General features: G+C 61.6%; 24 protein-coding genes. 7 read left to right on the plus strand and 17 right to left on the minus strand.

The features are described 5' to 3' along the window. Positions 1 to 16: 16 nt before the first annotated feature. On the plus strand, positions 17 to 1,147 hold the full coding sequence (locus tag DDE20_RS11975; protein WP_116558748.1) for an alkane 1-monooxygenase: 1,131 nt from the start codon (positions 17 to 19) through the stop codon (positions 1,145 to 1,147). Here DDE20_RS11975 and DDE20_RS11980 read toward each other — a convergent pair. Continuing rightward, positions 1,144 to 2,028 carry a DMT family transporter gene (locus tag DDE20_RS11980; RefSeq protein WP_116558749.1) on the minus strand — a complete coding sequence of 295 codons (885 nt, stop codon included), beginning with the start codon at positions 2,026 to 2,028 and terminating at the stop codon, positions 1,144 to 1,146. The genes DDE20_RS11975 and DDE20_RS11980 overlap by 4 nt on opposite strands. 308 nt (positions 2,029 to 2,336) lie before the next feature. Between DDE20_RS11980 and DDE20_RS11985 the strand changes: the two genes are divergently transcribed. Then, complete coding sequence (locus DDE20_RS11985; RefSeq protein WP_133240346.1) at positions 2,337 to 2,948, plus strand: hypothetical protein; 612 nt, start codon at positions 2,337 to 2,339, stop codon at positions 2,946 to 2,948. Here DDE20_RS11985 and DDE20_RS11990 read toward each other — a convergent pair. The 9 genes from DDE20_RS11990 to DDE20_RS12035 all read right to left on the minus strand — a co-directional run bounded on the left by DDE20_RS11990 (position 2,921) and on the right by DDE20_RS12035 (position 12,232). Then, positions 2,921 to 3,715 (minus strand): biosynthetic peptidoglycan transglycosylase, encoded by a 795-nt coding sequence (locus DDE20_RS11990; protein WP_116558751.1) that lies wholly within the window; start codon positions 3,713 to 3,715, stop codon positions 2,921 to 2,923. The genes DDE20_RS11985 and DDE20_RS11990 overlap by 28 nt on opposite strands. A gap of 10 nt (positions 3,716 to 3,725) precedes the next feature. After that, positions 3,726 to 4,625 (minus strand): ParB/RepB/Spo0J family partition protein, encoded by a 900-nt coding sequence (locus DDE20_RS11995; protein WP_116558752.1) that lies wholly within the window; start codon positions 4,623 to 4,625, stop codon positions 3,726 to 3,728. A 661-nt stretch (positions 4,626 to 5,286) separates the two neighbouring features. Beyond that, positions 5,287 to 5,571: an HU family DNA-binding protein gene (locus tag DDE20_RS12005; protein WP_116558754.1), complete on the minus strand. Its 285-nt coding sequence runs from the start codon at positions 5,569 to 5,571 to the stop codon at positions 5,287 to 5,289. 248 nt (positions 5,572 to 5,819) lie between these two features. Then, a complete protein-coding gene (locus DDE20_RS12010; protein WP_116558755.1) occupies positions 5,820 to 7,295 on the minus strand; it encodes an AMP nucleosidase in 1,476 nt (491 codons plus the stop codon). A gap of 140 nt (positions 7,296 to 7,435) precedes the next feature. Continuing rightward, positions 7,436 to 8,065: a hypothetical protein gene (locus tag DDE20_RS12015; RefSeq protein WP_133240347.1), complete on the minus strand. Its 630-nt coding sequence runs from the start codon at positions 8,063 to 8,065 to the stop codon at positions 7,436 to 7,438. A gap of 196 nt (positions 8,066 to 8,261) precedes the next feature. Next, on the minus strand, positions 8,262 to 10,193 hold the full coding sequence (dxs, locus tag DDE20_RS12020; RefSeq protein ID WP_116558757.1) for a 1-deoxy-D-xylulose-5-phosphate synthase: 1,932 nt from the start codon (positions 10,191 to 10,193) through the stop codon (positions 8,262 to 8,264). A gap of 13 nt (positions 10,194 to 10,206) precedes the next feature. Continuing rightward, entirely contained in the window at positions 10,207 to 11,067 is an 861-nt protein-coding gene (locus DDE20_RS12025) for a polyprenyl synthetase family protein (RefSeq protein ID WP_116558758.1), read from the minus strand. Next, on the minus strand, positions 11,064 to 11,300 hold the full coding sequence (locus DDE20_RS12030; protein ID WP_116558759.1) for an exodeoxyribonuclease VII small subunit: 237 nt from the start codon (positions 11,298 to 11,300) through the stop codon (positions 11,064 to 11,066). Before DDE20_RS12030 ends, DDE20_RS12025 begins: the two co-directional genes overlap by 4 nt. Continuing rightward, positions 11,297 to 12,232, minus strand: a complete 936-nt coding sequence (locus DDE20_RS12035) for a histone deacetylase family protein (protein ID WP_116558760.1) — start codon at positions 12,230 to 12,232, stop codon at positions 11,297 to 11,299. The genes DDE20_RS12030 and DDE20_RS12035 overlap by 4 nt, the downstream gene beginning before the upstream one ends. 568 nt (positions 12,233 to 12,800) lie before the next feature. On the opposite strand from DDE20_RS12035, the gene DDE20_RS12040 reads away from it, so the two are divergent. The 4 genes from DDE20_RS12040 to DDE20_RS12055 all read left to right on the plus strand — a co-directional run bounded on the left by DDE20_RS12040 (position 12,801) and on the right by DDE20_RS12055 (position 16,644). Next, positions 12,801 to 13,910 carry an S-(hydroxymethyl)glutathione dehydrogenase/class III alcohol dehydrogenase gene (locus DDE20_RS12040; RefSeq protein ID WP_116558761.1) on the plus strand — a complete coding sequence of 370 codons (1,110 nt, stop codon included), beginning with the start codon at positions 12,801 to 12,803 and terminating at the stop codon, positions 13,908 to 13,910. Further along, positions 13,910 to 14,743, plus strand: a complete 834-nt coding sequence (gene fghA / locus DDE20_RS12045; RefSeq protein WP_116558762.1) for an S-formylglutathione hydrolase — start codon at positions 13,910 to 13,912, stop codon at positions 14,741 to 14,743. The genes DDE20_RS12040 and fghA overlap by 1 nt, the downstream gene beginning before the upstream one ends. Before the next feature lie 215 nt (positions 14,744 to 14,958). Next, positions 14,959 to 16,137, plus strand: coding sequence for a lytic murein transglycosylase (locus DDE20_RS12050; RefSeq protein WP_116558763.1), 1,179 nt, complete (start codon positions 14,959 to 14,961; stop codon positions 16,135 to 16,137). A gap of 165 nt (positions 16,138 to 16,302) precedes the next feature. After that, complete coding sequence (locus DDE20_RS12055) at positions 16,303 to 16,644, plus strand: DUF2853 family protein (protein WP_116558764.1); 342 nt, start codon at positions 16,303 to 16,305, stop codon at positions 16,642 to 16,644. A gap of 237 nt (positions 16,645 to 16,881) precedes the next feature. Here the strand turns inward: DDE20_RS12055 and DDE20_RS12060 are convergent, their stop codons facing one another. The 7 genes from DDE20_RS12060 to cysQ form a co-directional block, all read right to left on the minus strand. Next, complete coding sequence (locus tag DDE20_RS12060) at positions 16,882 to 18,282, minus strand: sulfotransferase family 2 domain-containing protein (protein ID WP_116558765.1); 1,401 nt, start codon at positions 18,280 to 18,282, stop codon at positions 16,882 to 16,884. Between the two features lie 3 nt (positions 18,283 to 18,285). Continuing rightward, complete coding sequence (locus DDE20_RS12065) at positions 18,286 to 19,983, minus strand: beta-1,6-N-acetylglucosaminyltransferase (protein ID WP_240608031.1); 1,698 nt, start codon at positions 19,981 to 19,983, stop codon at positions 18,286 to 18,288. Beyond that, positions 19,980 to 20,957 carry a glycosyltransferase family 2 protein gene (locus tag DDE20_RS12070; protein ID WP_205961663.1) on the minus strand — a complete coding sequence of 326 codons (978 nt, stop codon included), beginning with the start codon at positions 20,955 to 20,957 and terminating at the stop codon, positions 19,980 to 19,982. Before DDE20_RS12070 ends, DDE20_RS12065 begins: the two co-directional genes overlap by 4 nt. Before the next feature lie 141 nt (positions 20,958 to 21,098). Further along, the gene (locus DDE20_RS12075; protein WP_116558767.1) at positions 21,099 to 21,725 is read right to left on the minus strand and encodes a class I SAM-dependent methyltransferase; all 627 of its coding nucleotides are present in this window, start codon (positions 21,723 to 21,725) and stop codon (positions 21,099 to 21,101) included. Further along, positions 21,722 to 22,744, minus strand: coding sequence for a glycosyltransferase family 2 protein (locus DDE20_RS12080; protein WP_116558768.1), 1,023 nt, complete (start codon positions 22,742 to 22,744; stop codon positions 21,722 to 21,724). The genes DDE20_RS12075 and DDE20_RS12080 overlap by 4 nt, the downstream gene beginning before the upstream one ends. 279 nt (positions 22,745 to 23,023) lie before the next feature. Further along, positions 23,024 to 23,917 (minus strand): UTP--glucose-1-phosphate uridylyltransferase GalU, encoded by an 894-nt coding sequence (galU, locus tag DDE20_RS12085; protein ID WP_116558769.1) that lies wholly within the window; start codon positions 23,915 to 23,917, stop codon positions 23,024 to 23,026. Between the two features lie 141 nt (positions 23,918 to 24,058). Further along, on the minus strand, positions 24,059 to 24,865 hold the full coding sequence (gene cysQ / locus DDE20_RS12090; RefSeq protein WP_116558770.1) for a 3'(2'),5'-bisphosphate nucleotidase CysQ: 807 nt from the start codon (positions 24,863 to 24,865) through the stop codon (positions 24,059 to 24,061). A 114-nt stretch (positions 24,866 to 24,979) separates the two neighbouring features. Here cysQ and DDE20_RS12095 point away from each other — a divergent pair, with 114 nt between their 5' ends. Next, on the plus strand, positions 24,980 to 25,801 hold the full coding sequence (locus DDE20_RS12095; protein WP_116558771.1) for an ABC transporter permease: 822 nt from the start codon (positions 24,980 to 24,982) through the stop codon (positions 25,799 to 25,801). Positions 25,802 to 25,865 lie beyond the last annotated feature (64 nt).

The following is a 25,865-nucleotide window of genomic DNA, read 5'->3' on the forward strand; positions in this document are numbered from 1 at the left end:
CAGCAAAGGCTTCCGAATGCACAGCACGCGTCTGATATCCGCCCTGCCCTTCTGGCTATCGCTGGGCTTCGCCCCGTTGATCGCGGCGGGCGCGGCATGGGGCGGTTGGTGGCTGCTGCTGATCCCGCTCTATGCTTTCGGATTGATCACGATCCTTGATTTCATCACCGGATTGAATTCGGCCAACCCGCAGATCGATACGCCGGTGAGCGAGCTCTTCTGGTATCGGCTGATCACGCTGGTCTGGTTTCCGGTGCAGATGGCGCTGATCTTTGGCGCGCTGTATTGGGTGACCCATACCGACCATCTGCGCGGCTTTGAGGTGCTGGCGTTGTTTTACAGTATCGGGATCGCCTCGGGCGCGGTGGGGATCGTGTACGCGCATGAGTTGATGCACCAGAAATCGCAGCTCGAGCGCTGGCTCGCCGATCTGCTGCTCGCGTCGGTGCTCTATTCACATTTCCGCTCCGAGCATCTGCGGGTGCATCACCTCTGGGTCGGCACACCGCGCGATCCGGTCACCGCCCGCTACAATGAGGGGTTCTGGCGGTTTTTCACCCGCGTGTTGCTGGCCTGTCCGCGCTCGGCATGGCGCGCCGAGGTGGCGCTGCTGGCGCGGGGCGGCAGGTCCAAATGGTCGGCGTCAAACCCGTTCTGGCGTTACGCCACGCTGCAGGTGCTGTTTCTCGCGCTGGCTTGGGGGATTGGCGGCGGCATCGGGGTGCTGCTGTTTCTGTTTCAGGCCTTTGTCGCGGTGCTGCATCTGGAGCTGACCAATTACGTCGAGCACTACGGCCTCACCCGCCTGCATCTGGGCGACGGGCGTTATGAGCACGTCCTGCCGCGCCATAGCTGGAATGCGGCGCATCGGGCGTCGAACTGGTTGCTGATCAACCTGCAGCGCCATTCCGACCACCATTACAAACCCGACCGGCGGTTTCCGCTGCTGCAGACCTATGACGCGGGAGAGGCGCCGCAGCTGCCGCTGGGCTATCCGACGATGGTGGTGCTGGCGGCCTTTCCGCCGGTCTGGCGGCGGTTGATGAACCCCCGCGTGCGGGAATGGCGGCGGCGGTTTTATCCGCAGGTCACCGATTGGAGCGCCTATAAGTCCGGCAGCACGCCGATGCCGAAAGGCGCGCGCTAGCGACGGGCAGGCGTGACGGCGGGGGTTTTCGACAGTTGCACCGCCAGAATACCCGCCATGATGATCACCACCCCGAGGATATCCACCGGCCCCAGCCCCTCACCGAGCAGGGCGGCGGCGACGGCGACGCCGAAGAACGGGTTGAGGAAATGGAAGGTCGCGCCGCGCACCGCGCCGATCCGCTGCACCAGCAGGAACCAGACCCATGTCGCGGCCAGTCCCGGCACCAGCGTGGTGTAGAGGAACGCAAGGATCAGCCGCGGGGTCCAGGTCACGGTGATCTCTTCCAGCGCCAGCGACGGGAAGATCAGCACCACCGCGCCGACCAGCATTTGCAACCCCACCACCATCATCACATTGCCGCCCGAGGAGGCGCCGCGCAGGGAGAGCGTGGCGATCGCCAGCGCGATGGCGGCGATCACGCAGAGACCCACGCCGAGCGGATCGAGCCCGCCGGACAGGCGCGCGCCCATGATCAGGATCACGCCGCCGAAGCCGGCGACCAGACCGGCGACGGCGAGGGGTTTGAGCCGGTCACCAAGAAAGGCGAAACCGGCCAGCGCGACGATCAGCGGCAGGGTCGAGGCGATGATCGCGGCGACCGAGGCTTCGATCCACTGCATGGCAACGAAGTTGAGCCCCAGATAGATGCCGTTCTGACAGACCCCGAAAATCAGCGTCGCCCGCCATTGCGCGGGGGTCAGCCGCCACGTCTGGCCGAGGGCGCGGGCGATGGCGATGCCGATCAGACCGGAGAGAAGAAACCGCGCCGAGAGCGAGAACAGGGGCGGGGCGTCGACGACGATCATGCGGGCCGAGGTGAAGGCCGAGGACCACATGAAGGCGAAGGCGAGGCCCATTAATAGTGCTCGAAAATCCATAGCGCCCCCTCTGGCCCCAATCAGGCCACCGGCTCTGGATATCGCGGATTAAACAGGGATGCCAGACGGATCGCGGCTCGGGCTGGCCACCGCCTGTCCCGCGCGTGGGACAGGGCGGGGGACAAGGAATATCAAGGGGTTAGCTTGTTGGATTAAGGGAGTGTTAGGGATGATGGGGGTTCGTTTGATTTTCAAGTTCACTGCCAAATTGAATATCACCACCCGTACAGATCGACCACGTTTTGTGTTGTCTTGCAAATAGACAAGAACTCGATACTGTTATTCTGATTCAATTTCTGGTGGCGATGATGTTCCCGCAAACTGTACTCATCGGTCTGACTGTCGCTGTTGTGGGCTACTATCTCCAACAGCGCGCATGGCAACACAAACTACAAGAAGAAACGAGACAGCGGGAATTTGATGAATGCATGCATTTAATAGATTCCCTAAGTAAAGCTATTGATCTGCGCCTGTACTCGATAACGCACTATGCCGCGCTAATTCGCAGAGATGACTTAACAGATAGCGACATTACAGGGTACACAGATATTGTAAAAGATTGGATGCAGGAGTTTTCGTCGTTCAAATCCAAATTGTTCCATTATTACGGCAGAGACCGGATGCTCACCTTTGAGCAAAGTGTCCACAAGCAAATTGCAGATGCAAGTGGAGTTGTTTTGAGAGCTCAACGATATGGACTTCAACGTTTGAGCACCAAACACAAAGAAGAGTTTCTTGGCATCGAAGCTCGCGTCAACATCGCGCGATACACTGCTTTTAAGTTCTTACAAGATCTTAATGATGCCCTTTCAAATATGGAAGTGGGTAAGTCATCGCACTATAATAACATTGATGTTGGCAAGCTGGATATGATTTCACGCATCTATTTAATTCAAAGACTCTTAGGGCTAAAGTCATAGGCCGACATCGCAAGATTCATCCTATTGCGAACTCTTTTTGCCCATCTTGGAGCTATTGCTTCGGCAAAAGAAATAATCTCGTAGGGATCGCTTAGCGGGTAGAAACCCATCTTTGAGTAGGTCTCCCATACAGACCTTGGAAACGGCAAAGGGAACAGGCTCGCTATGAATGCCGCCTGATCTTGATCTAGCTTATCTGCCCGCATATTAAATATCAAATTTGCCGCTTCTTCGCAGCCACTCATACGATGACCTAAGTAGGCGTTGTTCAAGTAGTATGAAAAAATGTCCCGCTTTGTGAGATGGAAGTTCAAAAATATTGCAAGTAATATTTCTCGCGCTTTCCGACTAACGGTTCGTTCATATCTTGCAACTGATATTCGCACAACCTGCTGATCAATCGTACTAATTCCTCCGAATCCATTCCCTTTAACGTACCTTTTTACTCCACGTGCAATGGATCGGAACTCTGCCCCGCGATGTAAAAAGAAACGCCGATCCTCCAGATAAAGAACAGAAATTTCGATTGGAAGAAAATTTCCCTCCTGGGGCGGAAGAGATGCCTGTGAAATAAAATAATAATTTGAGTTAAACAGGACAGAACGCTTGATCGCATCCAAATCCCGATTGAGGCCAAGCAAGAACTTTTTCACCCCAACCGAAGATCTAGGGCCTCGCTGAACTGTCCGTTTCCCAATTTTCACTGAAATATCCATCAACAAGCGCGCCCAACACCAACTGCAAGCATAGTAATTGTCTTTTAGCAACCCCAACTCCTCACTCCCCCTGAAACCACCGCTCCACCAGATCGAGAATATCGTCGACGATCTCGGGATGCTCAGAGTGCCTTGCGTTGATCCTGATGATCCAGCCGTTGCGGGTCCATTCGCGGCGTAGGGTTATCCCTGAGCGCAAATGGAGGGCGCGGCGGGGGCGGCCGGGTTTGCGGGGGGTGTTGGGCGGTGCTTCGGGGGGCGGTGCTTCGGGCAGCAGCAGGGCTTCGGTGATCACCGGCTCGAGCGCGCGCCATTGGGTCTCGGGGCCCGCGCCGCGATGATCAGCCAGCGTCAGATGCAGCAGCTCGCCGAGGCCCGCGCGCAAGGCCACAGCGAGGCGGTCCATGCGGCGGGCGCTGAGCCGCTCGGGATCGGTCAGCACGCCCTCGAGTTCGGCAAAGACCAGCGCAAAGCCGCGCAGCCGCGAGTGGCCCTGTCGGGTGAGATCGGGAAACAGGGTTTCGGTGGCGGCGTCGAGGGTCTCGAAGTGCCGCGCATCAAGGCAGTGTTGCAGCAGCGCGCCCTTCTCCCAAGGGGTGATCGGGGCGCGGATCTCGTTCTCGGCGACCATCAGGGCAAGCGCCTGCGCGGTATCCTGAGGGGCGCGGATGAAGGCGGGGATGGTGGCGAAACGCCCGGGGTTGGTGGTGGGGTTGTCGGCTGGGTTCTGGGCGTGGAGGCGCTGGAAGGCGGTGAGGCGGCGCAGGCCGGAGATCAGCGCGAAGGGCAGGGTGCCGGGCTGGGTGTCGGGTTGGGCGAAGACCTCGATCGGCTGGCGCAACCCGTCGCGCAGGATCGAGGCTTGCAGGGTGCCAAGCGCGGCGGCGTCCAGCGCCAGGCGGTCGCGCAAAAGGGCGGTGGCGTCGATATCGGCAAGCGGCAGGTGGTGGATTTGGGGCATGGCGGGGCTTTCTGGCTGGGGGTGGCCAGAAGGGCGCAAGCGAGTTGACGGGTGGTGAAGGGGGCGTGCGGTGGGAGCGAAGCGCGGAGGGGCGCGGAGGGGCGCGCCCGAGCCTGGGTGGGCGCCTCACCCTTGCCACTGCGCGGCGCGCTCCAAAGCACGGATGCCGGTCGAGCCCCAAACAACATCGCCAAGGCGCCCTCCCGGGGGGAGGGTCGGGGCCCGTGCCAAGGGTGGGGCTGGGGATTTCTGGCTGGGGGCCAGATGGGTGCAAGCGGGTTGAGTGCGAGTGAAGGGGCGCGCGGTGGGAGCGAAGCAAGGAGGGGGGCGCCCGAGCCTGGGTGGGCGCAGGTTAGGGTGCCGCAAAGCGTTGCGCTTGAAAGCATGAATGTCGGTTGCGCGGTGCAGGGCATCGCCGAGGCGCCCTCCCGGGGGGAGGGTCGGGCGCGGCCCGTGGTGCCCACGGGCCGGACGGTTGATCAGGCGCGTTTCAGGACAGACAGCCAGTTCCGCATCGCCGCTCTGTTTGCCACGGGCATCAGCGCGGACCGCGCCATACACACCGCAGGGTCGCGCGTGGCTCTTTGCCTGTGGCGCGCTTAGTCAGGAATGGAAAAGGCCGCCCGATGGGCGGCCTTGGGGTCGTCAACTGAGCCAGAGATCAGGCGACAGCGTCTTTCAGAGCCTTGGCGATGGTCACTTTGACCGCGCGGTCGGCCGCCTTGGTCAGGGTCTCACCGGTGGCGGGGTTGCGCACCTGACGCTCGGGACGGGCGCGGCAGGCGACTTTGCCGATGCCGGGCAGGGTGACGGCGCCGCCGGCGGCGACTTCGCGGGTGACCACAGCGGCAATCGCCTCCAGCGCGGCCGAGGCGGTTTTCTTGTCGGTGCCCATCTCTTCGGACAGGGTCGCGACGAGTTGGGTTTTGGTCATCGGCTTGTTCATCGGTCGGTCTCCGTTTTTCAGTTGTGAGCGGCGTTCTGTGTTGCCGCTGTGTCGTCCTAAATCGCATGTATCGGCTCGCTGCGCGCCAGACAATCGCTAAGCGCACTGGAAAGCGAGAAAACGCTTAAAACCTTGGGGTTGACGCGGCGAAACTTTGGTGTCTGCCGCTACTCTGGATGGCCGCAGCTTACCCATTCAGTTGGGCCGGTCAATTCCCCATTCGGCGAAAACCCGCGTTAAAGTTGCGATTACAGGAAAGCCGTCTCGTCAAAGCTGCGCAACTTGCGGCTGTGGATGCGCTCGATCGGCATTTCGCGCAGCCGCTCCATGGCGCGGACACCGATCAGCAGATGCCGCGCGACCTGGGTTTTATAGAAGGCGCTGGCCATGCCGGGCAGTTTCAGTTCGCCGTGCAGGGGTTTGTCGGAGACACATAAAAGCGTGCCATAGGGCACGCGGAAGCGAAAACCGTTGGCGGCGATGGTGGCGCTTTCCATATCGAGGGCAATCGCCCGCGACTGGCTGAGGCGTTGCACCGGGCCGGAGTGATCGCGCAGCTCCCAGTTGCGGTTGTCGATGGTGGCGACGGTGCCGGTGCGCATGATTTTCTTCAAATCAAAACCGTCGAGATGGGCGATCTCGGCCACTGCTTCTTGGAGGGCGATCTGGATCTCGGCCAGCGCCGGGATCGGCACCCAGATCGGCAGGTCGTGATCGAGCACATTGTCTTCGCGCAGATAGGCATGGGCGAGAACGAAATCGCCCAGCGACTGCGAGTTGCGCAGACCGGCGCAATGGCCGACCATCAACCAGGCATGGGGCCGCAGCACAGCGATATGGTCGGTGGCGGTTTTCGCGTTCGAGGGGCCGACGCCGATATTGACCAGAGTGATCCCCATGCCGTCGTCGCGCAGCAGGTGATAGGCGGGCATCTGCGGCATGCGGGCGAGCGGCGCGATCACCCCGTCGGGCGAGGTGATCACGGCGTTTCCGGGGGCGATGAATTTGGTATAGCCGCTCTCGGGATCGGCGAGCGCTTGCCGCGCATAGGCCTCGAATTCATCGACGTAGAACTGGTAGTTGGTGAACAACACATGGTTCTGGAAACACTCGGGCTCGGTGGCGGTGTAATGCGCCAACCGCGCCAGCGAATAATCGACGCGCTGCGCGGTGAAGGGCGCCAAAGGCACCGAGCCGTCATCATTGCGCACGCTTTCACCATTGACGATCTGGTCGTCGATAATGGTCAGATCCGGCACGTCAAACACATCGCGCAGGGTGAATTGAACCTCACCGGTGAGGTCGATATCGCCCTGCGCCGCCATCGCGAAATGCAGCGCAATCGGGGTGCTGGACTGGCGGATGGTCACCGGTTCTTTGTGGTTGCGCATGATCAGCTTGATCTGCTGCTCAAGGTATTTGGCAAAGAGATCGGGACGGGTGACGGTGGTCGCATAGGTGCCCGGCTCGGAGACATAGCCGAAGGAGAGGCGGCTGTCGGGCCGGTCATAGCTGGTCGTGGTGATGCGGATTTCGGGATAAAAGGCACGGTAGCGCGCACTCGGCTGGCCCTCGCTGACCACCTCACGGAAACTGGCGACCAGAAATTCGGTGGCCTGCTGGTAGAGCATTTGCAAATGGGCGACGGCCTCGGCGGCGTCGGTAAAGCTGCGCGAGGGCACGGTGGGTGCCAATTGCACCGGAAGCGAACGGGTAGGTTTCATACGGCTCTCATCAATATCGGACGCCCCTCTGTGCCACAAAAGGGCGACAGATTTGTGAATATTCGACACGGTATTCGACAGATGGGGGTGGGTTTTCCATGACGCAGGATGGCAGAGGATTCTGGGGAAGGAAAGTGCCGTTAGCTGTGATGCCGCGGACGTTGACGTAGAATGGCCATGATCTGAAGCCGCGGCTTGATCCAAAGTGCCGCATCAGGGCTGAGCCATGATACCAGCGCCAAAGTGTCACTATAGTCTTTGGTGATGTTCCGCTTGAACATCGGTTCATGATGAAAAATCCGGTTCCGCAATGACGTCACCCTGTCGCATTTGGCCGATAGGTCGAGGTAGGTGACCGACGCGGGAATATCCGGAAACGCATCGACAAGTGGTGTCCAATAGTGGCGCTCATATTTGGCGAGCAGCATATTCGCCCAGAAGCCGAAGGTCAGTTCTGCCACCATACATCCATGCGACACCTGCCCTTTCTCTTGTGCTCGTTTGTTTCTGGCCCGCAAGACCATGCCTTTCGCCTTGCCGCCCACGACCGAATGGAAGGCGTCGTTCTCCCACCATGTCTTGCCGTGTTTGGCTCTGATCTTGTCAGAGACCGCATTGCGCAGAACAACCTCGGTTGTTGCTAACAGGGGGTAAAAGGCGGCGCTGACCCGCAAGTTCCAGCCGTAAAGTTCGAGCGCGGTCGACTCATTATGACCAGATGCGAGAACATAGGGCCGAAGGCGCTCTTTTGATAGGGCATCAAGTAACAAAGCCAACCTGCTGTGATTTTACGAAAAAGTGACTTACATTCTCGCCACTCAATCACAGGTAGAGTCAAGTTGAACTTGATTTGCATATGCGCGATGCGTATATTTTAAGCGTCGAAGGCAGCGACAAGCCTTCAATTTGATAGAGCCCCGCGACAGCCGAAAGGTCCTCGCGGGGTTTCGCATTTCGCGCGGCGGATCAGGCGCGTTTCGCCCCGACATGACCCAAGCCCAGCACCTCGAGCACTTTTGCCTCGATATCCGGCGCGTTGAGACCGGCGGCGGCATACATATCGGCGGGGTTGGCCTGATCGATGAAACTGTCGGGCAGCACCATCGAGCGATATTTCAGCCCGCTGTCAAACACGCCCTCTTCGGCCAGAAGCTGCGCGACATGGCTGCCGAAACCGCCGACTGCGCCCTCTTCAATGGTGATCAGCGCCTCGTGATCCGCGGCCAGTTGCAGGATCAGATCGCGGTCCAGCGGCTTGGCAAAACGCGCATCGGCCACGGTGGGGGTGATGCCACGGGCGCGCAGGGCCTCGGAGGCTTTCATCACCTCGCCGAGACGGGTGCCGAACGACAGGATCGCGACGCGGGCGCCCTCCTGGATCATCCGGCCTTTGCCGATTTCCAGCGGAATGCCGCGTTCGGGCATCTCAACGCCCTCACCCTCGCCGCGCGGAAAGCGGAAGGCCGAGGGGCCGTCGTCATAGGCGGCGGCGGTGGCGACCATATGCACAAGTTCCGCCTCATCGGCGGCGGCCATCACCACCATGCCGGGGAGGTTGGTCATAAAGCCGATGTCAAAAGACCCGGCGTGGGTGGCACCATCGGCGCCGACCAGTCCGGCGCGGTCGATGGCGAAACGCACCGGCAGGCCTTGCAGCGCCACGTCATGGACGACCTGATCATAGCCGCGCTGCAGAAAGGTCGAATACATCGTGCAGAAGGGTTTCAGCCCGCCCGCCGCCATCGCGCCGCAGAAGGTGACGCCATGTTGCTCGGCAATGCCGACATCGAAACAACGCTCGGGGAAACGCTCGGCGAACAGATTGAGGCCGGTGCCATCGGGCATGGCGGCGGTGACGGCGACGATCTTGTCATCGACCTCACCGGCTTTGATCAGCGCTTCGGCAAAGACTTTGGTATAGCTGGGCGCGTTCGACGGCGCTTTCTTTTGCTTGCCGGTCAGCACATCGAATTTCGCCGTTGCATGGCCTTTGTCGGCGGCGAGTTCGGCGGGGCGGTAGCCTTTGCCCTTTTTGGTGATCACATGGATCAGCGTCGGCTTCTGCGCGCGCTGGTGGACGATGCGCATGACGGCGAGCAATTGCTCCATATCGTGGCCGTCGATCGGGCCGACGTAATTGAAGCCCAGCTCCTCGAACATAGTGCCGCCGAGGACGGAATGCTTGAGCATATCCTTGGCGCGGTGGGCGGCGTCCTGCAGCGGCGGCGGCAGCAGGGAGAGCGCGCCTTTGGCGGCGGCTTTCAGATCGTGCAAGGGCGCTTCGGCATAGAGCCGCGAGAGATAGGAGGAGAGCGCGCCGGTGGGGGGTGCGATCGACATCTCGTTGTCATTGAGCACCACGAACAGGCGTTTGCCCAAGTGCCCGGCGTTGTTCATCGCCTCGAATGCCATGCCCGCCGACATCGAGCCATCGCCGATCACCGCAATCGCATCGCCTAGCGCGGGGTCGGGCGTGCCGCCGAGATCATGGGCGACTTTGAAGCCCAGCGCGGCGGAAATCGAGGTCGAGCTATGCGCGGCGCCGAAAGGGTCATAGGGCGATTCCGAGCGTTTGGTGAAGCCCGAAAGCCCGTCCTTCTGGCGCAGGGTGCGGATGCGGTCGCGGCGGCCAGTGAGGATTTTATGCGGGTAGCATTGATGCGAGACATCCCAGACCAGCCGGTCGCGCGGGGTGTTGAACACCGCATGGATCGCGACGGTCAGTTCGACCACGCCCAGCCCCGCGCCCAGATGGCCGCCGGTCTCGGAGACCGCGCTGATCGTCTCGGCGCGCAGCTCGTCGGCGACTTGGCGCAGCTGCGGATCACTCAGGCGTTTGAGGTCCGCCGGCGACTGCAGGGTGTCCAGAAGCGGGGTCGCGGGACGGTCGGAACTCATGGAATACCTCGAATTACTTGTCGCGGCTGATAACGAATCGCGCGGCGGATCGCAAGGATTCCGCCTTTTTGCCATAGGGGGCCAGCGCATCGCAGGCCTCGGTGATCAAGTCTTGGGCACGCGCCCGCGCTGCTTCCAGCCCCAAGAGGGAGACAAAGGTCGCCTTGCCCGCCTCGGCGTCTTTTTGCAAGCGTTTGCCGGCGGTTTCGGCATTGCCTTCGGTGTCGAGAATATCATCGGTGATCTGGAAAGCGAGGCCCAGCGCCTTGGCATAGGCGGCAAGTGGCGCGGGATCGGCATCGGCCATCAGCGGACCGGCGGTGCAGGCCCAGTTGAACAGCGCGCCGGTCTTGCCGTTTTGCAACGCGGTGATCTGCTGGAGCGATAAGGGCGTGGCGGCGGTTTCGGCGGCGATATCAAGCGCTTGGCCCAACACCATACCCGCAGCGCCCGCCGCCTGCGCGAGTTTGAGGGTCAGCGCGGCGGCTTGGGGCTGCTCGGGCTGGGCGCAGAGTTCGAACGCCAGTGCCTGCAGTGCGTCACCGGCGAGAATCGCGGTGGCCTCGTCAAAGGCGATATGGGCGGTGGGGCGGCCACGGCGCAGATCATCGTCATCCATCGCCGGCAGATCATCATGGACCAGCGAATAGGCGTGCATCGCCTCGATGGCGGCGGCGGCGTTCAAGGCGGCCTCGCGGGGCACATCATGGAGCGCAGCGCTTTCCAGCACCAGATAGCCGCGCAAGCCCTTGCCGCCGTGGATGCCATGGGCCATCGCCGCGCGCACGCGGCTGTCGGGCAGCGCCTGGATCGCCGCCGCCAACCGAGCCTCGACAGCTTGCGCGGCGGCGCTCAACTCAGCGGGGAAACTCATTGCGCGTCGAAGGGTCTCGTGCCCTCGGGCGTGCCGTTTTCGGCGGCAGTGATCTGTTCGATCCGCGCCTGTGCCTGCGCCAGCCGAGCCTCGCAGTGTTTTTTCAACTCGGCGCCGCGCTCATAGATCTGGATCGATTTATCCAGATCCACGCTGCCGCTTTCCAGCTGGCCAACGACGCCCTCCAGCTCGCGCAGGGCTTCTTCGAATGTCATCTCGGCAACTGGCTTCATGCGCCCCGCTCCATCAGTGTTTTGATATGCGCCGCCGTGCTTTGCGCCAGCGCGGCGAGATCATAGCCGCCTTCCAAAGCCGAGACCACCCGCCCCTGCGCATGGGCGTCGGCAATGTCGCAAATCCGCTCGGTGATCCAGATGAAATCCTCTGTCTGCAGGTTAAGATTGGCCAGCGGGTCGTCGGCATGGGCGTCGAAACCGGCGGAAATCAGGATCAACTCGGGTTTGAAGGCCTCGAGTTGCGGAAAGGCGGTGTCTTCCCATGCGGCGCGGAATTCCTTGCTGCCGCTGTCGGGCGCGAGGGGCAGGTTGAGGATATTGCCCGAGGTGCCGGTCTCATGCGCGGCGCCGGTGCCGGGCCAGAGCGGCGACTGGTGGCTGGAGATAAACAGCGCGCGGGGTTCGTCCCACAAGAGATCCTGCGTGCCGTTGCCGTGGTGGACGTCGAAATCCAGCACCGCGACGCGGGCAAGCCCGTGGTGGTCAAGCGCGCGTTTGGCAGCAATCGCGACCGTGCCAAAGAGGCAGAACCCCATCGGCGTAGCGCGTTCGGCGTGGTGGCCGGGCGGGCGAATGGCGGCAAAGGCGTTTGACGCCTCGCCCATGAGCACCGCATCGGTGGCGGCGAGCGTGGCGCCGAGGGCGGCGAGGGCGGCGTCCCAACTGCCCGGTGAGACATGGGTGTCGGCATCGAGCGGCGCGACACCCTCGGAGGGGATCGCTTGGCGGATGTGGTCGATATAGGACTGCGGGTGGCAGTGCAGGAGTTCCACCGGATCGGCAGGGGCGGCTTCGCGGCGGTCGAGCGCTGCGAAGGCGGGCGCCTTGAGCGCGGCGAGGACGGTGCGGAGGCGGTCGACACGCTCGGGATGCCCCTCGGGGGTGAGATGGTTGAGACAGGCGGGATCGGTGTAAAACAGGGTGCTCATACCGGCAAGCTAGGGCGAAGCGGGGCACCCTGCAAGCGGTGGCTGGGCGGCGGTGGCATAATCGGCAGGGGATGGCGCGGGGGTATGGGGCCGCGCGGAATCAAGGCGTAAGCCGCCGCGCATCGCCAGTCCGCCCACAGGGCTGGCGATCTGGTGGCCGTATGCGCTTCGCTTTTGATCGTGTGCGGATTAGGCCGGGATAAAGTGCGTCGCTCTAAGGGAGGGTCGCCACCCCGCGGACTGGCAATGCGCGGCTTGGGGCGAGGGTTGAATCGCGTCGCTGGGATAAAGCGCGTTGTTCCGCGCGAGGGGCGCCATCCCGCGGACTGGCGTTGCGCGGCTATGTGGCGAGGGTAGGGTTGAGGCGCTGGCATAAAGCGCGCTGCTCTGCGCGATGGTCGCCACCCCGTGGACTGGTGATGCGCAGCTCTGGCGCGGTGGCGGCGGACTGGCGATGCGACCCCTCGGACGGGGGAATGTCAAGCGCCACTTCGTATACAATCTGTTTGCCAAGTTAACCGCATAGAGGATAGCCTGCGCGCAAATATCCAACCCAATGGAGGACCCCATGAAAACACGCGCCGCCGTGGCTTTTGAAGCCAAGAAACCGCTGGAAATCGTTGAACTTGACCTGCAGGGCCCGAAAGAGGGCGAAGTCCTTGTCGAGATCAAGGCCACCGGCATCTGCCACACCGATGCCTATACGCTCGACGGGCATGACAGCGAGGGTATTTTCCCCTCGGTTCTGGGCCATGAGGGTGCCGGGATCGTGCGCGAGATCGGCCCCGGGGTGACCAGCGTCAAGCCGGACGACCATGTGATCCCGCTCTACACGCCCGAGTGCCGCCAGTGTAAATCCTGCCTCTCCGGCAAGACCAACCTCTGCACCGCGATTCGCGCCACGCAGGGCAAGGGCGTGATGCCCGATGGCACCTCGCGCTTTAGCTATAAGGGCGAGACGATCTATCACTATATGGGTTGCTCGACCTTCTCGAACTTTGTGGTGATGCCGGAAATCGCGCTGGCCAATATCCGCAAAGACGCGCCGTTTGACAAAGCCTGCTATATCGGTTGCGGCGTGACCACCGGCGTTGGCGCGGTGATCTATACCAACAAGATCCAGGCGGGCGACAATGTGATCGTCTTCGGTCTTGGCGGCATTGGCCTGAACGTGTTGCAAGCGGCGCGGATGGTCGGCGCGGGCAAGATCATCGGTGTTGACATCAACAACGAGAAAGCCGCCTGGGGCAAAATGTTCGGGATGACGCATTTCGTGAACCCGACCGAGATCGACGGCGACATTGTGGCGCATCTGGTGGAGTTGACTGGCGGCGGTGCCGACTACACCTTTGACTGTACCGGCAACACCACGGTCATGCGGCAGGCGCTGGAAGCCTGTCACCGCGGCTGGGGTGTCTCGACCGTGATCGGCGTCGCCGAAGCTGGCAAAGAGATTGCCACACGTCCGTTCCAACTGGTGACCGGACGGGTCTGGAAGGGCTCGGCTTTTGGCGGCGCGCGCGGGCGGACCGATGTGCCGAAACTGGTGGATTGGTATATGGACAAGAAGATCGAGATCGATCCTCTGATCACCCATACCTTCTCGCTGGAAGAGATCAACAAGGGCTTTGACCTGATGCATGCAGGCAAGTCCGTGCGTGGAGTCGTGATATTCTAATGGAACGGATCAATCGTTGGAGAGCTTTTGGCGGCTGGCAGGAAGTCTGGCGCCATGACAGTAAGACCACCGGCACGCCGATGGAGTTTTCGATCTTTCTGCCCGAGGGCGAAGGGCCGAAACCGGTGCTCTGGTATCTGTCCGGCCTGACCTGCAACTGGTCGAATGTGACCGAAAAAGGCGACTACCGTGAAGCCTGCGCGCGTCACGGGATCGTCTTTGTCGCCCCCGACACCTCGCCGCGTGGCGAGGGGGTCGCGGATGACGCCGAGGGCGCCTATGACTTCGGTCTCGGTGCCGGGTTCTACGTCGATGCGACCGAAGAGCCTTTCGCCAAGCACTATAAGATGCGCCAGTATATCGAAGAGGAACTGCCGGCGCTGATCGCCGAGCATTTCCCCGTCGATCTGAACCGGCAGGCGATCACCGGCCATTCGATGGGCGGGCATGGCGCTTTGACCATCGGGCTGCGCAATCCCGAGCGGTTCAAATCGGTCTCGGCCTTCGCGCCGATCTCGGCCCCGACCGAGTGCCCTTGGGGGCATAAGGCGCTGGGCGGCTATCTCGGTGAGGACCGCGCGGCTTGGGCCGAATATGACGCCTGCAAATTGATCGAAGGTGGCGCGCGGGTCGCGGCGCTGAAGGTGGATCAGGGCGGTGCCGACGGGTTTCTGGAAGAGCAGCTCAAGCCCGAGCTGCTGCGCGAGACCTGTGATACGGCGGGGCAGGTGGTCGAGTTGGAAATCCATGATGGGTACGACCATTCGTATTATTTCATCTCGAGCTTTATGCCCGCGCATATCGACTGGCATGCGAAGTATCTGAAGGCGTGAGCTAAGCACGATCGTCTGCGGAAGCGGGCAGAGGAGAGGGGGGCAATGCCTCCCTCTTTTTGTTGCGCATCCGTTGAAGGGGCTTTGCCCCCTCTTTGCTGCGCAAATTCACCCCCAGGATATTTAAGGCATAAAGTTTCGCAGGGGCGTCTGGCCTCTTGGAGGTGGCGGGTCATGTTGCTAGGCTTCGGCAAAATTGTAGCGGGAGTGATTTTATGCGTGTGATGGTTCTTGCGGGGGCATTGGCGGCGATGCTGGCCTCGCCACTGGCGGCCCAGAATGGCTGTGGCGGCTCATGGTCGTCGTTTATCAACGGGTTGCGCGCGGAAGCGGTGCAAAACGGAGTGCCGCCACAAACCGCGGACCAGTTTTTCGGACGGCTGCGGCAGAATAATGAAGTGCTGCGCCTTGACCGCGCGCAGGGGTTTTTCCAGCGCCCGTTTATTGATTTCTCGCGCCGGTTGATCAGCCAGAACCGGATGGACCGCGCGCGGCAGATGATGCAGCAGCAAAGCCGGTTGTTCCAGCGCTTGCAGCGCGACTACGGGATTTCGCCCGGCGTGATGCTGGCGTTTTTGGCGTTTGAAACCGATTTTGGCGCGTTTCAGGGCGATATCAACACCGCCAATGCGCTGGCGACCTTGGCCCATGACTGCCGCCGCCCGCATATCTTCCGCCCGCAGATCCTTGCTTTTGCTGAACTTTACCGGCGTGGTGAGCTGGATCCGGCGACCACGGTCGGCGCTTGGGCTGGCGAGATCGGCATGGTGCAGATGTTGCCGCGCGATATCCTCAACCTCGGGGTGGATGGCGATGGCGATGGCCATGTCGATCCGCGCCGCTCGCTGGCGGATGCGGTGCTGTCGGGGGCGGCCTTGCTGCGCCATCATGGCTGGCAGGCCAACCAGCCGTGGATGCATGAGGTGGCGATCCCCGGCAATCTGGACCTGAGCCGCACCGGTCTGCGCACGCAGATGTCGGTGAGTGACTGGCGCAATCTGGGGGTGCAGCCGCGCCACGGCAGCCTGCCCTCGGGCGGGATGCGCGCCTCGGTGATCCTGCCGCAGGGGCATCGCGGGCCAGCCTTCATGATCTTTGACAATTTCCGCGTGTTATTTGAATGGAATCAAAGCTTTACCTATGTCGCGACCGCCGCCTATTTCGCCACGCGGATCGAGGGGGCGCCGGTCTATAACGCGGGAAACCCCGAGGGCGGGCTGGATCAAAACCAGATGCGCGAGTTGCAGCGGCGGCTGGCGGGGCGCGGTTTTGATGTCGGCGGGATCGACGGGATTCTGGGCGCCGGCACGCGGGCGGCGGTGCAGGATGTGCAGCAGCAACTGGGCATGCCCGCCGATGGCTGGCCAACACCGGCGCTGCTGCGGCGCTTGTGATCCGTGGCGGTGGGCCGCGCCGCCATTAACCATGATAACGCCGTATTCCGGGGCCTGAGGGCGCGGAATGCCGCATTGACGTGAGGTTTAGGCTTGATCGCGCGGCGCCTGCCTCCCTATGCTGGTGCAAAAATCACGGCGTATTTTAACACGGGAGAGTGACGTATGGGACGTAGGGACGAATTGATCGCGAAATATGCGGATGATTTGAAGAATAAATGCGGCATGGAGCCGGATATGGCGCTGTTGACCAAGGTCACCATTGGCTGCGGCCCGTCGATCTATGACGCCGATGCCTCGACCGTGGCGGGCAGCCAGCCCGGCGAGATCGAGACGGTGAAAAACAATTTCCTGATCAAGAAGTTGGGATTGCCGGACGGGCCAGCACTAGATGAAGCGATCGCGGCGGTGATCGAGACTTATGGTAAATCCGAGCGCAACAAGTATCGCGCGGTGGTTTACTATATGTTGACCAAACATTTCGGCAAGGAATCCGTCTACGGCTGAGCCGGATTTGACTAAAATGCACCGCGCTCAATTGTTGCGCGCATAGGTTGTGCATGAGAGGGTAAGCGCAGGGCTAGGATGGCCCGGAACATACCCAGTTTCATGCGTGGTGCGAAGGGCGCGTGGGAGTAGGGGGTTTCGGGTAACCGGAACCCCCGACGCGGTTTAAGGGTCGGCTGCGATTTGCGGTGGCGCGGGCGTTGATCATTTGGGCCTCGGGCGGATTATTTGCAAATGCTAGGTCTGCGGCGCTGCGAAACCGAAGTGCTCGTAATCGCGGCGATAGGCGGCATAGGCCAGCGCGTGGCATTCCGCATCAAGGATTGCGGATAGCGGCTCTTTGGTGGGCGGCTGATAGGGCGGCGGCGCGTCATGGCCGAGGCTCTGCGCGAGATATCTGAGGTCTTCGGCAAGTCGATCTTCGCGCAAGATTAAATCCGGCTGTATCGCCTGCGCGAAACCCGCGAGATTGGCAGATTGCGAGGCCCACATTGGCCAAGGCTGCAAGCCGGTCTGCCCCGAGACACTGGCGGCGCAGAACTTCAGGAAGGCTTTGAAAGCCGCGCGGTGGTCGCCCTCAGACATGCTGGCGGGGTCTTCGGGGAAGCGCGTGTCAAACAGCCGCGCCATATGTTCGCGCACCGCCTCGAATTCGCCGCTGACGACCTTGCTACTATAGACCTCAAGCGCGCGCATCAGCGGGTGGCGGATCACGGTGAAGGCGCGAAACCCGGGGTGACCGCGCCGCCATTTGGCCAGCCGCCCGTGGTCAAAATCATGCGGCAAAGCGGTCTCCTCCACCCCGTCGAGCGTGGCCAGCCAGCGGATCACGCTGGCTTCGGGCGCGCCGCGCAGGGGCAGGAACAGCAAGGGCGTCTGCGCACCGGCGTAACAGGCGGCCAACAGCGGGCCGCGGCGGACCTCGAACACCGGCGTGCGGCCAAGATCGAAACGGTCGATCCGCGCGAGACCGGGGGCGAGGTCTTCGGGGTTGCTGAGTTTGGCCTCCAAAGGCTCGGGGTTCTGCTTTTTCAATGCGCGCGGCAATTCCGTGAGCCGCGACGGCACACCCAGCCAGCGGGCAAGACCGTTGAGCACCTCAAGATCGTTCACATCGTCATAGCTGATGTAAAACGCCGATTGGCCGGTGCTCTGCAAAGCGCGCTGGATGCCGATTTGCACCTGTTGCATGCGGCTGAGATGGGTCTCGAATTCGGCGGCGTCGAAGGCGACCTTGGTCTGGCGGCGGTTGCTGACATCACCAAGCCGCCATTGGTTGGTCGCCGCGGCGATCTTGCGCGAGACATAGCTGTCCAAAGGATTGCGCGTCAGGATGATCTTGGCGCAACCGCTGTCATTCAAAACATGCTGCCAGATGCGCGGGTCATGGTCGTGAAACAGCCGGAACCCGACCATCCGCCCGCCACCCGCGCGCGTGGCCATCATCAGCTTCCACGGGTCGGAGTCGCGCTCGGATTGACTGACGCCGAGATAGCTGTCGGTGCCGGCGCGGTTGATGAAACCGGGGTTGAAGAGTTCGCCGTGGCATTCGATCCCCTCAATCGCATTGAGGTTGGATTCCAAGAGGTTAGAGCCGGTGCGCATCTCGGCCAGGACGGTGAAATAGTCAAAAGCCATAGGTCATTTCATCCGGTGCGAGGGGTCGGGGCTGGTCGGATTGAGCGGGAAATCCCCCATCAACACGGGCTGCATCCCCTGATTGCGCAGCTCTTGCAGGAAGGTGCCGAAGCCGCCGAGATCAACCAGATCGGGCAGGCGCAACAGGCGGGCCTGCGAATGCGGCGCGATCTCGTCAAATAGCAGATGCAGCGGCTCGGCGGGGTTTTCCAGAAACTCGGCCATCGTCCAGATGCGGATGCGGGCGCGGACATCGGGGGATTGCAGGATTTCCAGCATCCGCGTCTCGATGCGCTGCAACCGCGCGGCCTCGCGGCGGACCTCGGTGCTGTCCTTGCCCGAGAGGTAGAGCGGCACCGCCCAAGCGCCGGAAATCACCGAAATCTGCGCGTTGGAATCGCTGGCCATGAATGACAGGAGGTCAAAACGGTGGCCCTGCGTGTCGGCGGGGCCGAACTGGAAACACTGGCGTTCGCCGCGGGTGGACCACAGCAGGTTGGTCAGAAATGCGCGCGGGTTGTAGTCGCGCAGGGTGGCATTGTCGGAAAGCCCGCCGGTGAAGATCTTTTCGCGACCGGCGAATTCAGCCTTATGCGGCGCAAAGAGATGGCCGTGCACGCGGCAGGAGGCAACGGCGGCGAGCCAGCCCTCGAAGTCCTGAAACACCTCGGTGAAGCCTTGGAATACGGAATAGGGCTCGGCGGTTTTGCCGTTCTCGCGGTTTTTCACCGGAAAGCGGCTGGCCATATAGAGACCGGCGCGGCCGCGGATACGTTGCAATGTGGCGCGGGCGAAATGCCGGTCGATGCGGCTGGGCTGGGGCTCGGCACCCGAGACGCCGCCCTCACGCGGGGTGAGGAAATGCTCATAAAGCCGGTCGGCGCCGTGCCAGACCTTGCGCGCCATGAAGCATTCCGAGCGCCGCAACAGTTGCAGGTGATCGTCGTAAAACACATGCGGGCGGCCTTGGTGGTCGAATTTCCCCAGCGTCGGCGAGCGGCTTTCAATGCGCCGCGCATGCAGCCGGACCAGCGTTTGAAAATAGCTCTCATCCGGGATCCAGACGCGTTTGAAATAGCGCTCATAATGCGGCGTCATCGGATCGCGCAGGATCGCATCCAGTGTTTGCCGCGTCAGACACCACCATTGCGAGCCGATATGCGGGGTCAGCCCGTCCGGCAACTCGCGTTTCACCCGCATGAGGCGCTGCGCATCGACCAGCCGATCAAACAGCCATTTGTTGCGTTTGAAGCCGATGGGGAAATGCAGGGTAAAACGCTCGTCCGAGAGACCGCCTTTGGTCCAGTTCACATCCGCCACATTGACCGATTCGATGAAATCACTGTCGGGATGGCGGCGCAGCCACGCCTCGAGATCGGCGATCGGGCGCAGCGGCAGACAGGCGCCGGACATCGAATAGACCCGCTCGACCTTGGGAAATTCATCCAGCATCTGCCGCGCGGCGCTCTGCATCGCGGCGACCAGCGACCATGTGCCCCATTCGCAGCGGTGGCGGCGCGCAAACCGCAGATCGGGCAGATCGGAGAGCGCGGTCTTGAAGGCGGCGTGATCCGTGGCACTGACGCGGGCATCGACATGGATGACTATCGGACTGCCCGAGGCGGCGACAAACCGCGCCACCTGCGCCGCGCGGTCCAGTGCCGTATGCACCAGCATGATGAAACCCAGACGCGCGCTCATGCCCAGTTTCCTTTTGACATCAGCCCCATGATTTCGAGCTGCCGCCAGTTGATGAACCGCTCGGACCATTTGTTCCACAGGTCGGTGCGGTCCTGCAGCCCCTCGGCATAGGCGTGGTATTCGCGACCGCTGGCGTAATGCTCACCGCGGGCGATTTCCTCCTGCGCTTTATCGGCCAGCGAGGCGATAAATTTGGCGTGCAGCAGGCAGCCCGAGGCTTTCTCACCGCCCAGCGTATCATAGGTCAGATTGAGCCCGCGCGGCAAAAGCATATGGGTCGAGGAGACATAGGCAAAGCTGCGGTGCCATTTGATCAGCGGCACTTTGTTGAGCGCGGGCGCGGCTTTGGGCTGGTCGGCAAAGAAGGCGCGGGCGCGCGGGCCGCCTTGGATCCACAGGTTGCGCTTGAAGCGGTTCATCGTGATCGCGTAATTGCCGCTGTCGAAATAGCTGGCGATTTCAAAGGGATTTTGCCCCTCGGCGCAGGGCTGCTCGCACACCGGCCCTTTCGGATACATATCCAAAATCAGCGTGCCGAAACTGCGCAGACCGGAATCGTCCAGCCAGTCGGTCAGCGCGCGCAGCGGGCGGGTGTCGCAGAACGGGTAGACGAAAAACTCGTCCACATCGACGACCAGCGCCCAGCGCCCGTGGGCGTATTTGCGCAACAGGGCGTTGATCCAATCCATCCCGAAACGCGCAGATTTATAGCTGGCGCGCGTCGACCAGAGCGAGACATCCGGCTGCGCGGCGAGATATTCGGCCGAGCCATCCTCGGAGCCGTTATCGACAAAGAGAAACTGCTCAACGCCGAGGTCGCGGTAATATTTGAGGAAATAGGGCAGGCGCGAACGTTCATTGCGGATGGTGGCGAACAGCAGCAGGCTGTTGGGTTTCAAGGCTTTGGTGCGGTCCTGCACGGGTTTGAGCGCCTGCGCCTTGCGACGTGCGCGGATCAGCCAGCGTTTGCGCATCCAGCGCAACCGATATGACCTCACTCCCCGCACGCTGCCTCCCGTTTACTCAACCGTGATGATCCCGTCTAACCCGTTGCGAATGAGGATCAAAATGAAAAAACCCTGTGTCTGCAGGAACGTGGCGGGATTGCCGCGGTTTCAGCGCCGCCGGAAGCCAAGATAGACGAAGGGCTGGCGCTGGCCTATGGGGGTTTCGTGTATGTGTTCAAGGCTGACCAGCGGCTCGAACCCCTCGCCGATTTCCTGCGCCAGTTCCTCGGCGGAATAGCGCATCACCGGCAGGTTGCTGCAGCGCTGGGGCCCGTCACTGGCAAAGGTGCCGATCACTGCCATGCCACCGTGGCACAGGGCCAGGGTCATCGTGCGGATATAGGCGGCGCGGGTCTCGGGATCGGTGAGAAAATGGAACAGGGCGCGGTCATGCCAGAGGTCAAAGCGCGTCTCGGGGCGCCATTCGGTGACATCGCCGGTGATCCATTGCACCAGCGAAGCGCGGGCACCGAGCCGGTCTTGCGAAACCTGCAGCGCCTCGGCCGAGAGATCGAGCACGGTGAGATCGCGCAGCCCATCGTCCAACAGCGCATCGACCAGCCTTGAGGTGCCGCCGCCGACATCCACCGCCCGCAGCTCTGCCCGCGCCCGATCCGGCAGGCCGATCTGGCGGATCACTTGCAGGGACAGGTCGGGCCTGTCTTCGAACCAGGTCAGCGCTGCATCATCGCTGCTGCTATAGACCGCGTCCCAATGTTCTTGTCTGCTCGTCATCCCCAGCCTCCGCGTGACATTAGACCCTCGGCTTCCAACTGCTGCCAGCCTCTATATAGGGTGGAATGCGGCGCCCACAAATCCGGCCCCGCCACCAGCGCGTCGTAATAGGGGGCGAAATCTTTGGGCGCGCCGAAATGCTCATGGCGGTGTTTTTCCTCGGCGGATTTGGCACTGACCTCGGGCAGGAACTTGCTGTGCAGCAACACGCCCGAGAGTTTCTCGCCGCCCGCATCGTCGTAAATCCGGTTGAGATGGCGCGGCAGCAGCGTGTGGGTCGAGTTCAGATAGAGATAGCGCCAGTGCCATTTGACCAGCGGGATTTTGGTTAATGTCGGCCCGCGCTGCGGCGTGTCGGCAAAAAAGGCACGCGACCGGGGGCCGCCCTGGATCCACAGCGCCTGCGTGTCTGGCTTGCGGGTGATCGTGTAATTGCCCGTGTCATAATGGGTCAGCACCTCGCTCGGATCCTGCCCCGGCGTGTAGCGCTGCGCGGTGATCGGGCCTTTGGGATAGAGATCGAGCATCAAGGCGCCGAACACGCTCTCGCCCTCCGCCTCCAGCCAGTCGGTGAGCGCGGGCAGGGGGCGGGTCAGGTGATGCGGGTAGATCAACAGCTCATCAGCATCGACAGTGACGCACCAATGCCCGTGGCCGTATTTCATCAACAGGCCCTGCAGCCAATCCATACCAAAGCGCGCCTCACGGTAGCTTGCCTGCGTATGCCAGAGCGAGACATCGGGTTGTTCCGCCAGCATCTCGCGGCTGCCGTCCGTGCTGGCGTTATCGACAATGAGGAAATGGCGCACACCAAGCGCGCGATAATGGCGCAGGAAATAGGGCAGCCGCGCGGCCTCGTTGCGCAGGGTGCAAAACAGCAGGATATCGCGCGGGCGGATCGCCTCGGTGCGATTGACCAATAGCGCCAACTCGCGGCGTTTGCGCAGCGCGCGGGCTAGCCGCTGTTGCCGCCGCCGCCGCCAGTTCAAGGCTTGAATTATCTGCGCCGCCGGACCCATCACTCCCCCTTTGCGGCTTCATCTTGCCCTAAATACTCGCGGGGGTGAATTCGCCAAAGGCGAAGAGGGGGCCGCCAGCCCCCTCTTTTTTCTTCCTAAAGCGCGGAATCAAGGCGAAGCCGCCGCGCATCGCCAGACCGCCCGCACGGGCTGGCGATCTTTTTGGGGGCGGCGCATCGCTTAGTCCTTATTCGGATATAGCTGCCATAAAGCGCATTGTTCCAAGGTTGGGTCGCCATCCCGCGGTCTGGCGATGCGCGGCTATCCGACAGGTGCGGCTTATTGCGCCGCTTGGCGCATGGCCATCATATCGTAGATATAATCTTCCAACTCGTCGCGCAGGTCTTCGCGGGCCAGCCCGAAGGAGAGCGTCGCCTGCAGGAACCCGGCCTTGGAGCCGCAGTCGAACCGCTGGCCCTGGAACCGGTAGCCGTAGACATTGTTGGACGTCTCGATCTCTTTGGCGATCGCATCGGTGAGCTGGATTTCCCCGCCCGCGCCGCTGGCCTGACCGTCGAGATTGCGCAGCACCTGCGGCGAGAGGATATAGCGGCCAATCGCGGCGAGGTTCGAAGGCGCGGTGCCCTGAGCGGGTTTTTCCACCATATTCTTGACCTTCAGCTTCGGACCAAGCCCGGCGTTCACGTCCAGAATACCATAGCTCGAGGTCATCTCCTCGGGCACTTCCATCGCCGCGACCATATTGCCGCCGGTCTCTTCATAGGCTTCGATCATCTGGCCGAGGCAGGGTTTGTCGGCAGCGATCACATCATCGGGCAGCAGCACCGCGAAAGGCTCATAGCCGATCAGATTGCGCGCGCACCAGACCGCATGCCCGAGACCCAGCGCCTGATTCTGGCGCACATAGGCAATCGCGCCCGAGGCCATGCAGGTCTGCTCATAGACATCCAGCAGCGCGGTCTTCTTCTTGGCTCTCAGCGTCGCCTCAAGATCGGGGGCGCGGTCAAAGTAATCCTCCAGCGCGCTTTTGCCGCGCGAGGTGACAAAGATGAACTCGGTGATGCCGGCCTCGCGGGCCTCGTCAATGGCGTATTGGATCAGCGGGCGGTCCACCAGCGTCAGAATTTCCTTGGGGATCGATTTCGTGGCCGGCAAGAAGCGCGTGCCCATGCCAGCGACGGGAAACACGGCTTTGGTAACTTTATTCTGCATCGGAAGACTCCAGCTGTACTTGTCATTTGACGGGCTTCTCCCGTCCACAAGCTCAGATGTGATCCTCAATCGGGGCGCGTTTATGGCCAGAACCCGAGAGTTTTGTGCTCATTTAAAGCAAATTCTCCGCGCCCCGCCACATTACCCCGCCGGTTTCAGCGCCACGCCCGGCGCGGTAACCAGGAAAAACGGGTTCTCATAACCGGGTTTTCCATAGCGCAGCGCTGTGTGGTCATCAAAGCGCAGCACCTGCCCGCCCGCGCCCAGCACCACGGCGTGGCCTGCGGCGGTGTCCCATTCCATGGTGCGCCCGAGACGCGGATAAAAATCCGCCTCGCCCGCCGCGACCAGACAGAATTTCAGCGAAGACCCCGCGCTTTTCGAATCCTTGACTGCGTATTGGTTAATATAAGCGTCGGTGGCGGCGTCGCGGTGGGACTTCGAGGCGACGACCAAGAGCGCGTCATTATCGGGCTGCGAGACTTTCAGCGGCGTCAGCGCGCCGGGCGTATCGGTAAACGGCCCCGCCTCTTCGACGCTGGAGCCATCGGCGCGGGTGTAGAACAGCCGCTCTTTGGCCGGTGCATAGACCACGCCGCGCAGAGGCACGCCATTTTCCACCAGCGCCAGATTAACCGTGAAGTCCCCGCGGCGTTTGACGAATTCCTTGGTGCCGTCCAAGGGGTCGACAATGATAAACCGCTCGGCCTGAATGCTGTGACTTTCCGAGAGCTCCTCGGTGACCACGGCGATCTCGGGGAAGAGTTTGGTTAACTCGGCGCGGATCAACGCATCGGCGGCCTCATCGGCCTCGGTCACCGGACTATCGTCGGCTTTGCTGCGGGCTTCGAAATCAGGACGTGCGTAGACCTCCATGATCACCGCGCCGGCCTTCAAGGCGATATCGCGAAAGCCGGTTTCAATCTGGTCGAGAAAGGAATTGGTCATAAATACCCTGTATAATCGTGGCGTGTTGATCGCGAATGGCTTTGCCCGTAGCATTGGCGGGCCGCTGTTTCACTGCGTTGCGCTGAACATGCAGACTGGCAAGGGAACCCGCAAGTGCTCAACAACAAAAGCCAAGAGAACTGGTTTGCCTCGGCGTTTACCATACTTGAGCTGATCTTCCATTCGGCGATCCGCTCGGTTCGCAAGGGCCATGGCAATGCGGTGATCGGCCTGTTGATGAATATCGCGCAGACCATGCTGTTGGTGGCGGTGTTTTACACGATGTATCTGTTCATGGGGTTTTCCTCGGGCGGCATTCGTGGCGATTTCATGCTGTATCTGATGACCGGCGTGTTCTTATTCATGTGCCACGTCAAAGCGATGGGCGCGGTGGTCGGGTCCGAGGGGCCGACCTCGGCGATGATGAAACACGCGCCGATGAATACGATTGTGGCGATCGGCGCGGCGGCCTTGGGCGAGTTATATGTGCAGGTGCTCTCGGTCTTGGTGGTGCTGTTCATCTATCACGCAGCCTGGCAGCCCTTGGTGATCCACGATCTGTTGGGCACGATCTTTATGCTATTGCTGGCGTGGTTTTCCGGTGCGGCGATTGGTGTGCTGCTATTGGCGGCGAAACCTTGGGCACCGCAGGCGATTGCGCTGGTCACGCAGATTTACTCGCGGGCGAATATGTTTGCCTCGGGCAAGATGTTTGTGGCCAATTCGCTGCCCGGGTTCATGATCCCCTATTTCGACTGGAACCCGCTGTTCCACACGATTGATCAGGCGCGGGGCTTCGCGTTTCTCAACTATAATCCGCATTACTCCTCGGTGATCTATCCGGTGGTGGTGTCTTTGGTGCTGCTGCTCATCGGGTTGATGGGCGAGTTTTACACCCGTCGTCGGGCCTCGCTCAGCTGGGGCGCGCGGCATTAAGCGCCTGCCCGTTTGGTGCGGAATTGCCGGCTGCGCGCTGTGGTGCTGTCAGGAATGTGACCCT

This window comes from Pararhodobacter oceanensis, from assembly GCF_003076755.1.
Taxonomy (GTDB): Bacteria; Pseudomonadota; Alphaproteobacteria; order Rhodobacterales; family Rhodobacteraceae; genus Pararhodobacter; species Pararhodobacter oceanensis.

What these genes read in the sequence shown, in the direction of transcription:
- DDE20_RS11975 (WP_116558748.1), top strand. Translation starts at nt 17, where the DNA reads ATGCACAGCACGCGTCTGATATCCGCCCTGCCCTTCTGGCTATCGCTG.
- DDE20_RS11980 (WP_116558749.1), bottom strand. Translation starts at nt 2,028, where the DNA reads ATGGATTTTCGAGCACTATTAATGGGCCTCGCCTTCGCCTTCATGTGG.
- DDE20_RS11985 (WP_133240346.1), top strand. Translation starts at nt 2,337, where the DNA reads ATGTTCCCGCAAACTGTACTCATCGGTCTGACTGTCGCTGTTGTGGGC.
- DDE20_RS11995 (WP_116558752.1), bottom strand. Translation starts at nt 4,625, where the DNA reads ATGCCCCAAATCCACCACCTGCCGCTTGCCGATATCGACGCCACCGCC.
- DDE20_RS12005 (WP_116558754.1), bottom strand. Translation starts at nt 5,571, where the DNA reads ATGAACAAGCCGATGACCAAAACCCAACTCGTCGCGACCCTGTCCGAA.
- DDE20_RS12010 (WP_116558755.1), bottom strand. Translation starts at nt 7,295, where the DNA reads ATGAAACCTACCCGTTCGCTTCCGGTGCAATTGGCACCCACCGTGCCC.
- dxs (WP_116558757.1), bottom strand. Translation starts at nt 10,193, where the DNA reads ATGAGTTCCGACCGTCCCGCGACCCCGCTTCTGGACACCCTGCAGTCG.
- DDE20_RS12025 (WP_116558758.1), bottom strand. Translation starts at nt 11,067, where the DNA reads ATGAGTTTCCCCGCTGAGTTGAGCGCCGCCGCGCAAGCTGTCGAGGCT.
- DDE20_RS12030 (WP_116558759.1), bottom strand. Translation starts at nt 11,300, where the DNA reads ATGAAGCCAGTTGCCGAGATGACATTCGAAGAAGCCCTGCGCGAGCTG.
- DDE20_RS12035 (WP_116558760.1), bottom strand. Translation starts at nt 12,232, where the DNA reads ATGAGCACCCTGTTTTACACCGATCCCGCCTGTCTCAACCATCTCACC.
- DDE20_RS12040 (WP_116558761.1), top strand. Translation starts at nt 12,801, where the DNA reads ATGAAAACACGCGCCGCCGTGGCTTTTGAAGCCAAGAAACCGCTGGAA.
- fghA (WP_116558762.1), top strand. Translation starts at nt 13,910, where the DNA reads ATGGAACGGATCAATCGTTGGAGAGCTTTTGGCGGCTGGCAGGAAGTC.
- DDE20_RS12050 (WP_116558763.1), top strand. Translation starts at nt 14,959, where the DNA reads ATGCGTGTGATGGTTCTTGCGGGGGCATTGGCGGCGATGCTGGCCTCG.
- DDE20_RS12055 (WP_116558764.1), top strand. Translation starts at nt 16,303, where the DNA reads ATGGGACGTAGGGACGAATTGATCGCGAAATATGCGGATGATTTGAAG.
- DDE20_RS12060 (WP_116558765.1), bottom strand. Translation starts at nt 18,282, where the DNA reads ATGGCTTTTGACTATTTCACCGTCCTGGCCGAGATGCGCACCGGCTCT.
- DDE20_RS12065 (WP_240608031.1), bottom strand. Translation starts at nt 19,983, where the DNA reads ATGAGCGCGCGTCTGGGTTTCATCATGCTGGTGCATACGGCACTGGAC.
- DDE20_RS12070 (WP_205961663.1), bottom strand. Translation starts at nt 20,957, where the DNA reads ATGCGCAAACGCTGGCTGATCCGCGCACGTCGCAAGGCGCAGGCGCTC.
- DDE20_RS12075 (WP_116558767.1), bottom strand. Translation starts at nt 21,725, where the DNA reads ATGACGAGCAGACAAGAACATTGGGACGCGGTCTATAGCAGCAGCGAT.
- DDE20_RS12080 (WP_116558768.1), bottom strand. Translation starts at nt 22,744, where the DNA reads ATGGGTCCGGCGGCGCAGATAATTCAAGCCTTGAACTGGCGGCGGCGG.
- galU (WP_116558769.1), bottom strand. Translation starts at nt 23,917, where the DNA reads ATGCAGAATAAAGTTACCAAAGCCGTGTTTCCCGTCGCTGGCATGGGC.
- cysQ (WP_116558770.1), bottom strand. Translation starts at nt 24,865, where the DNA reads ATGACCAATTCCTTTCTCGACCAGATTGAAACCGGCTTTCGCGATATC.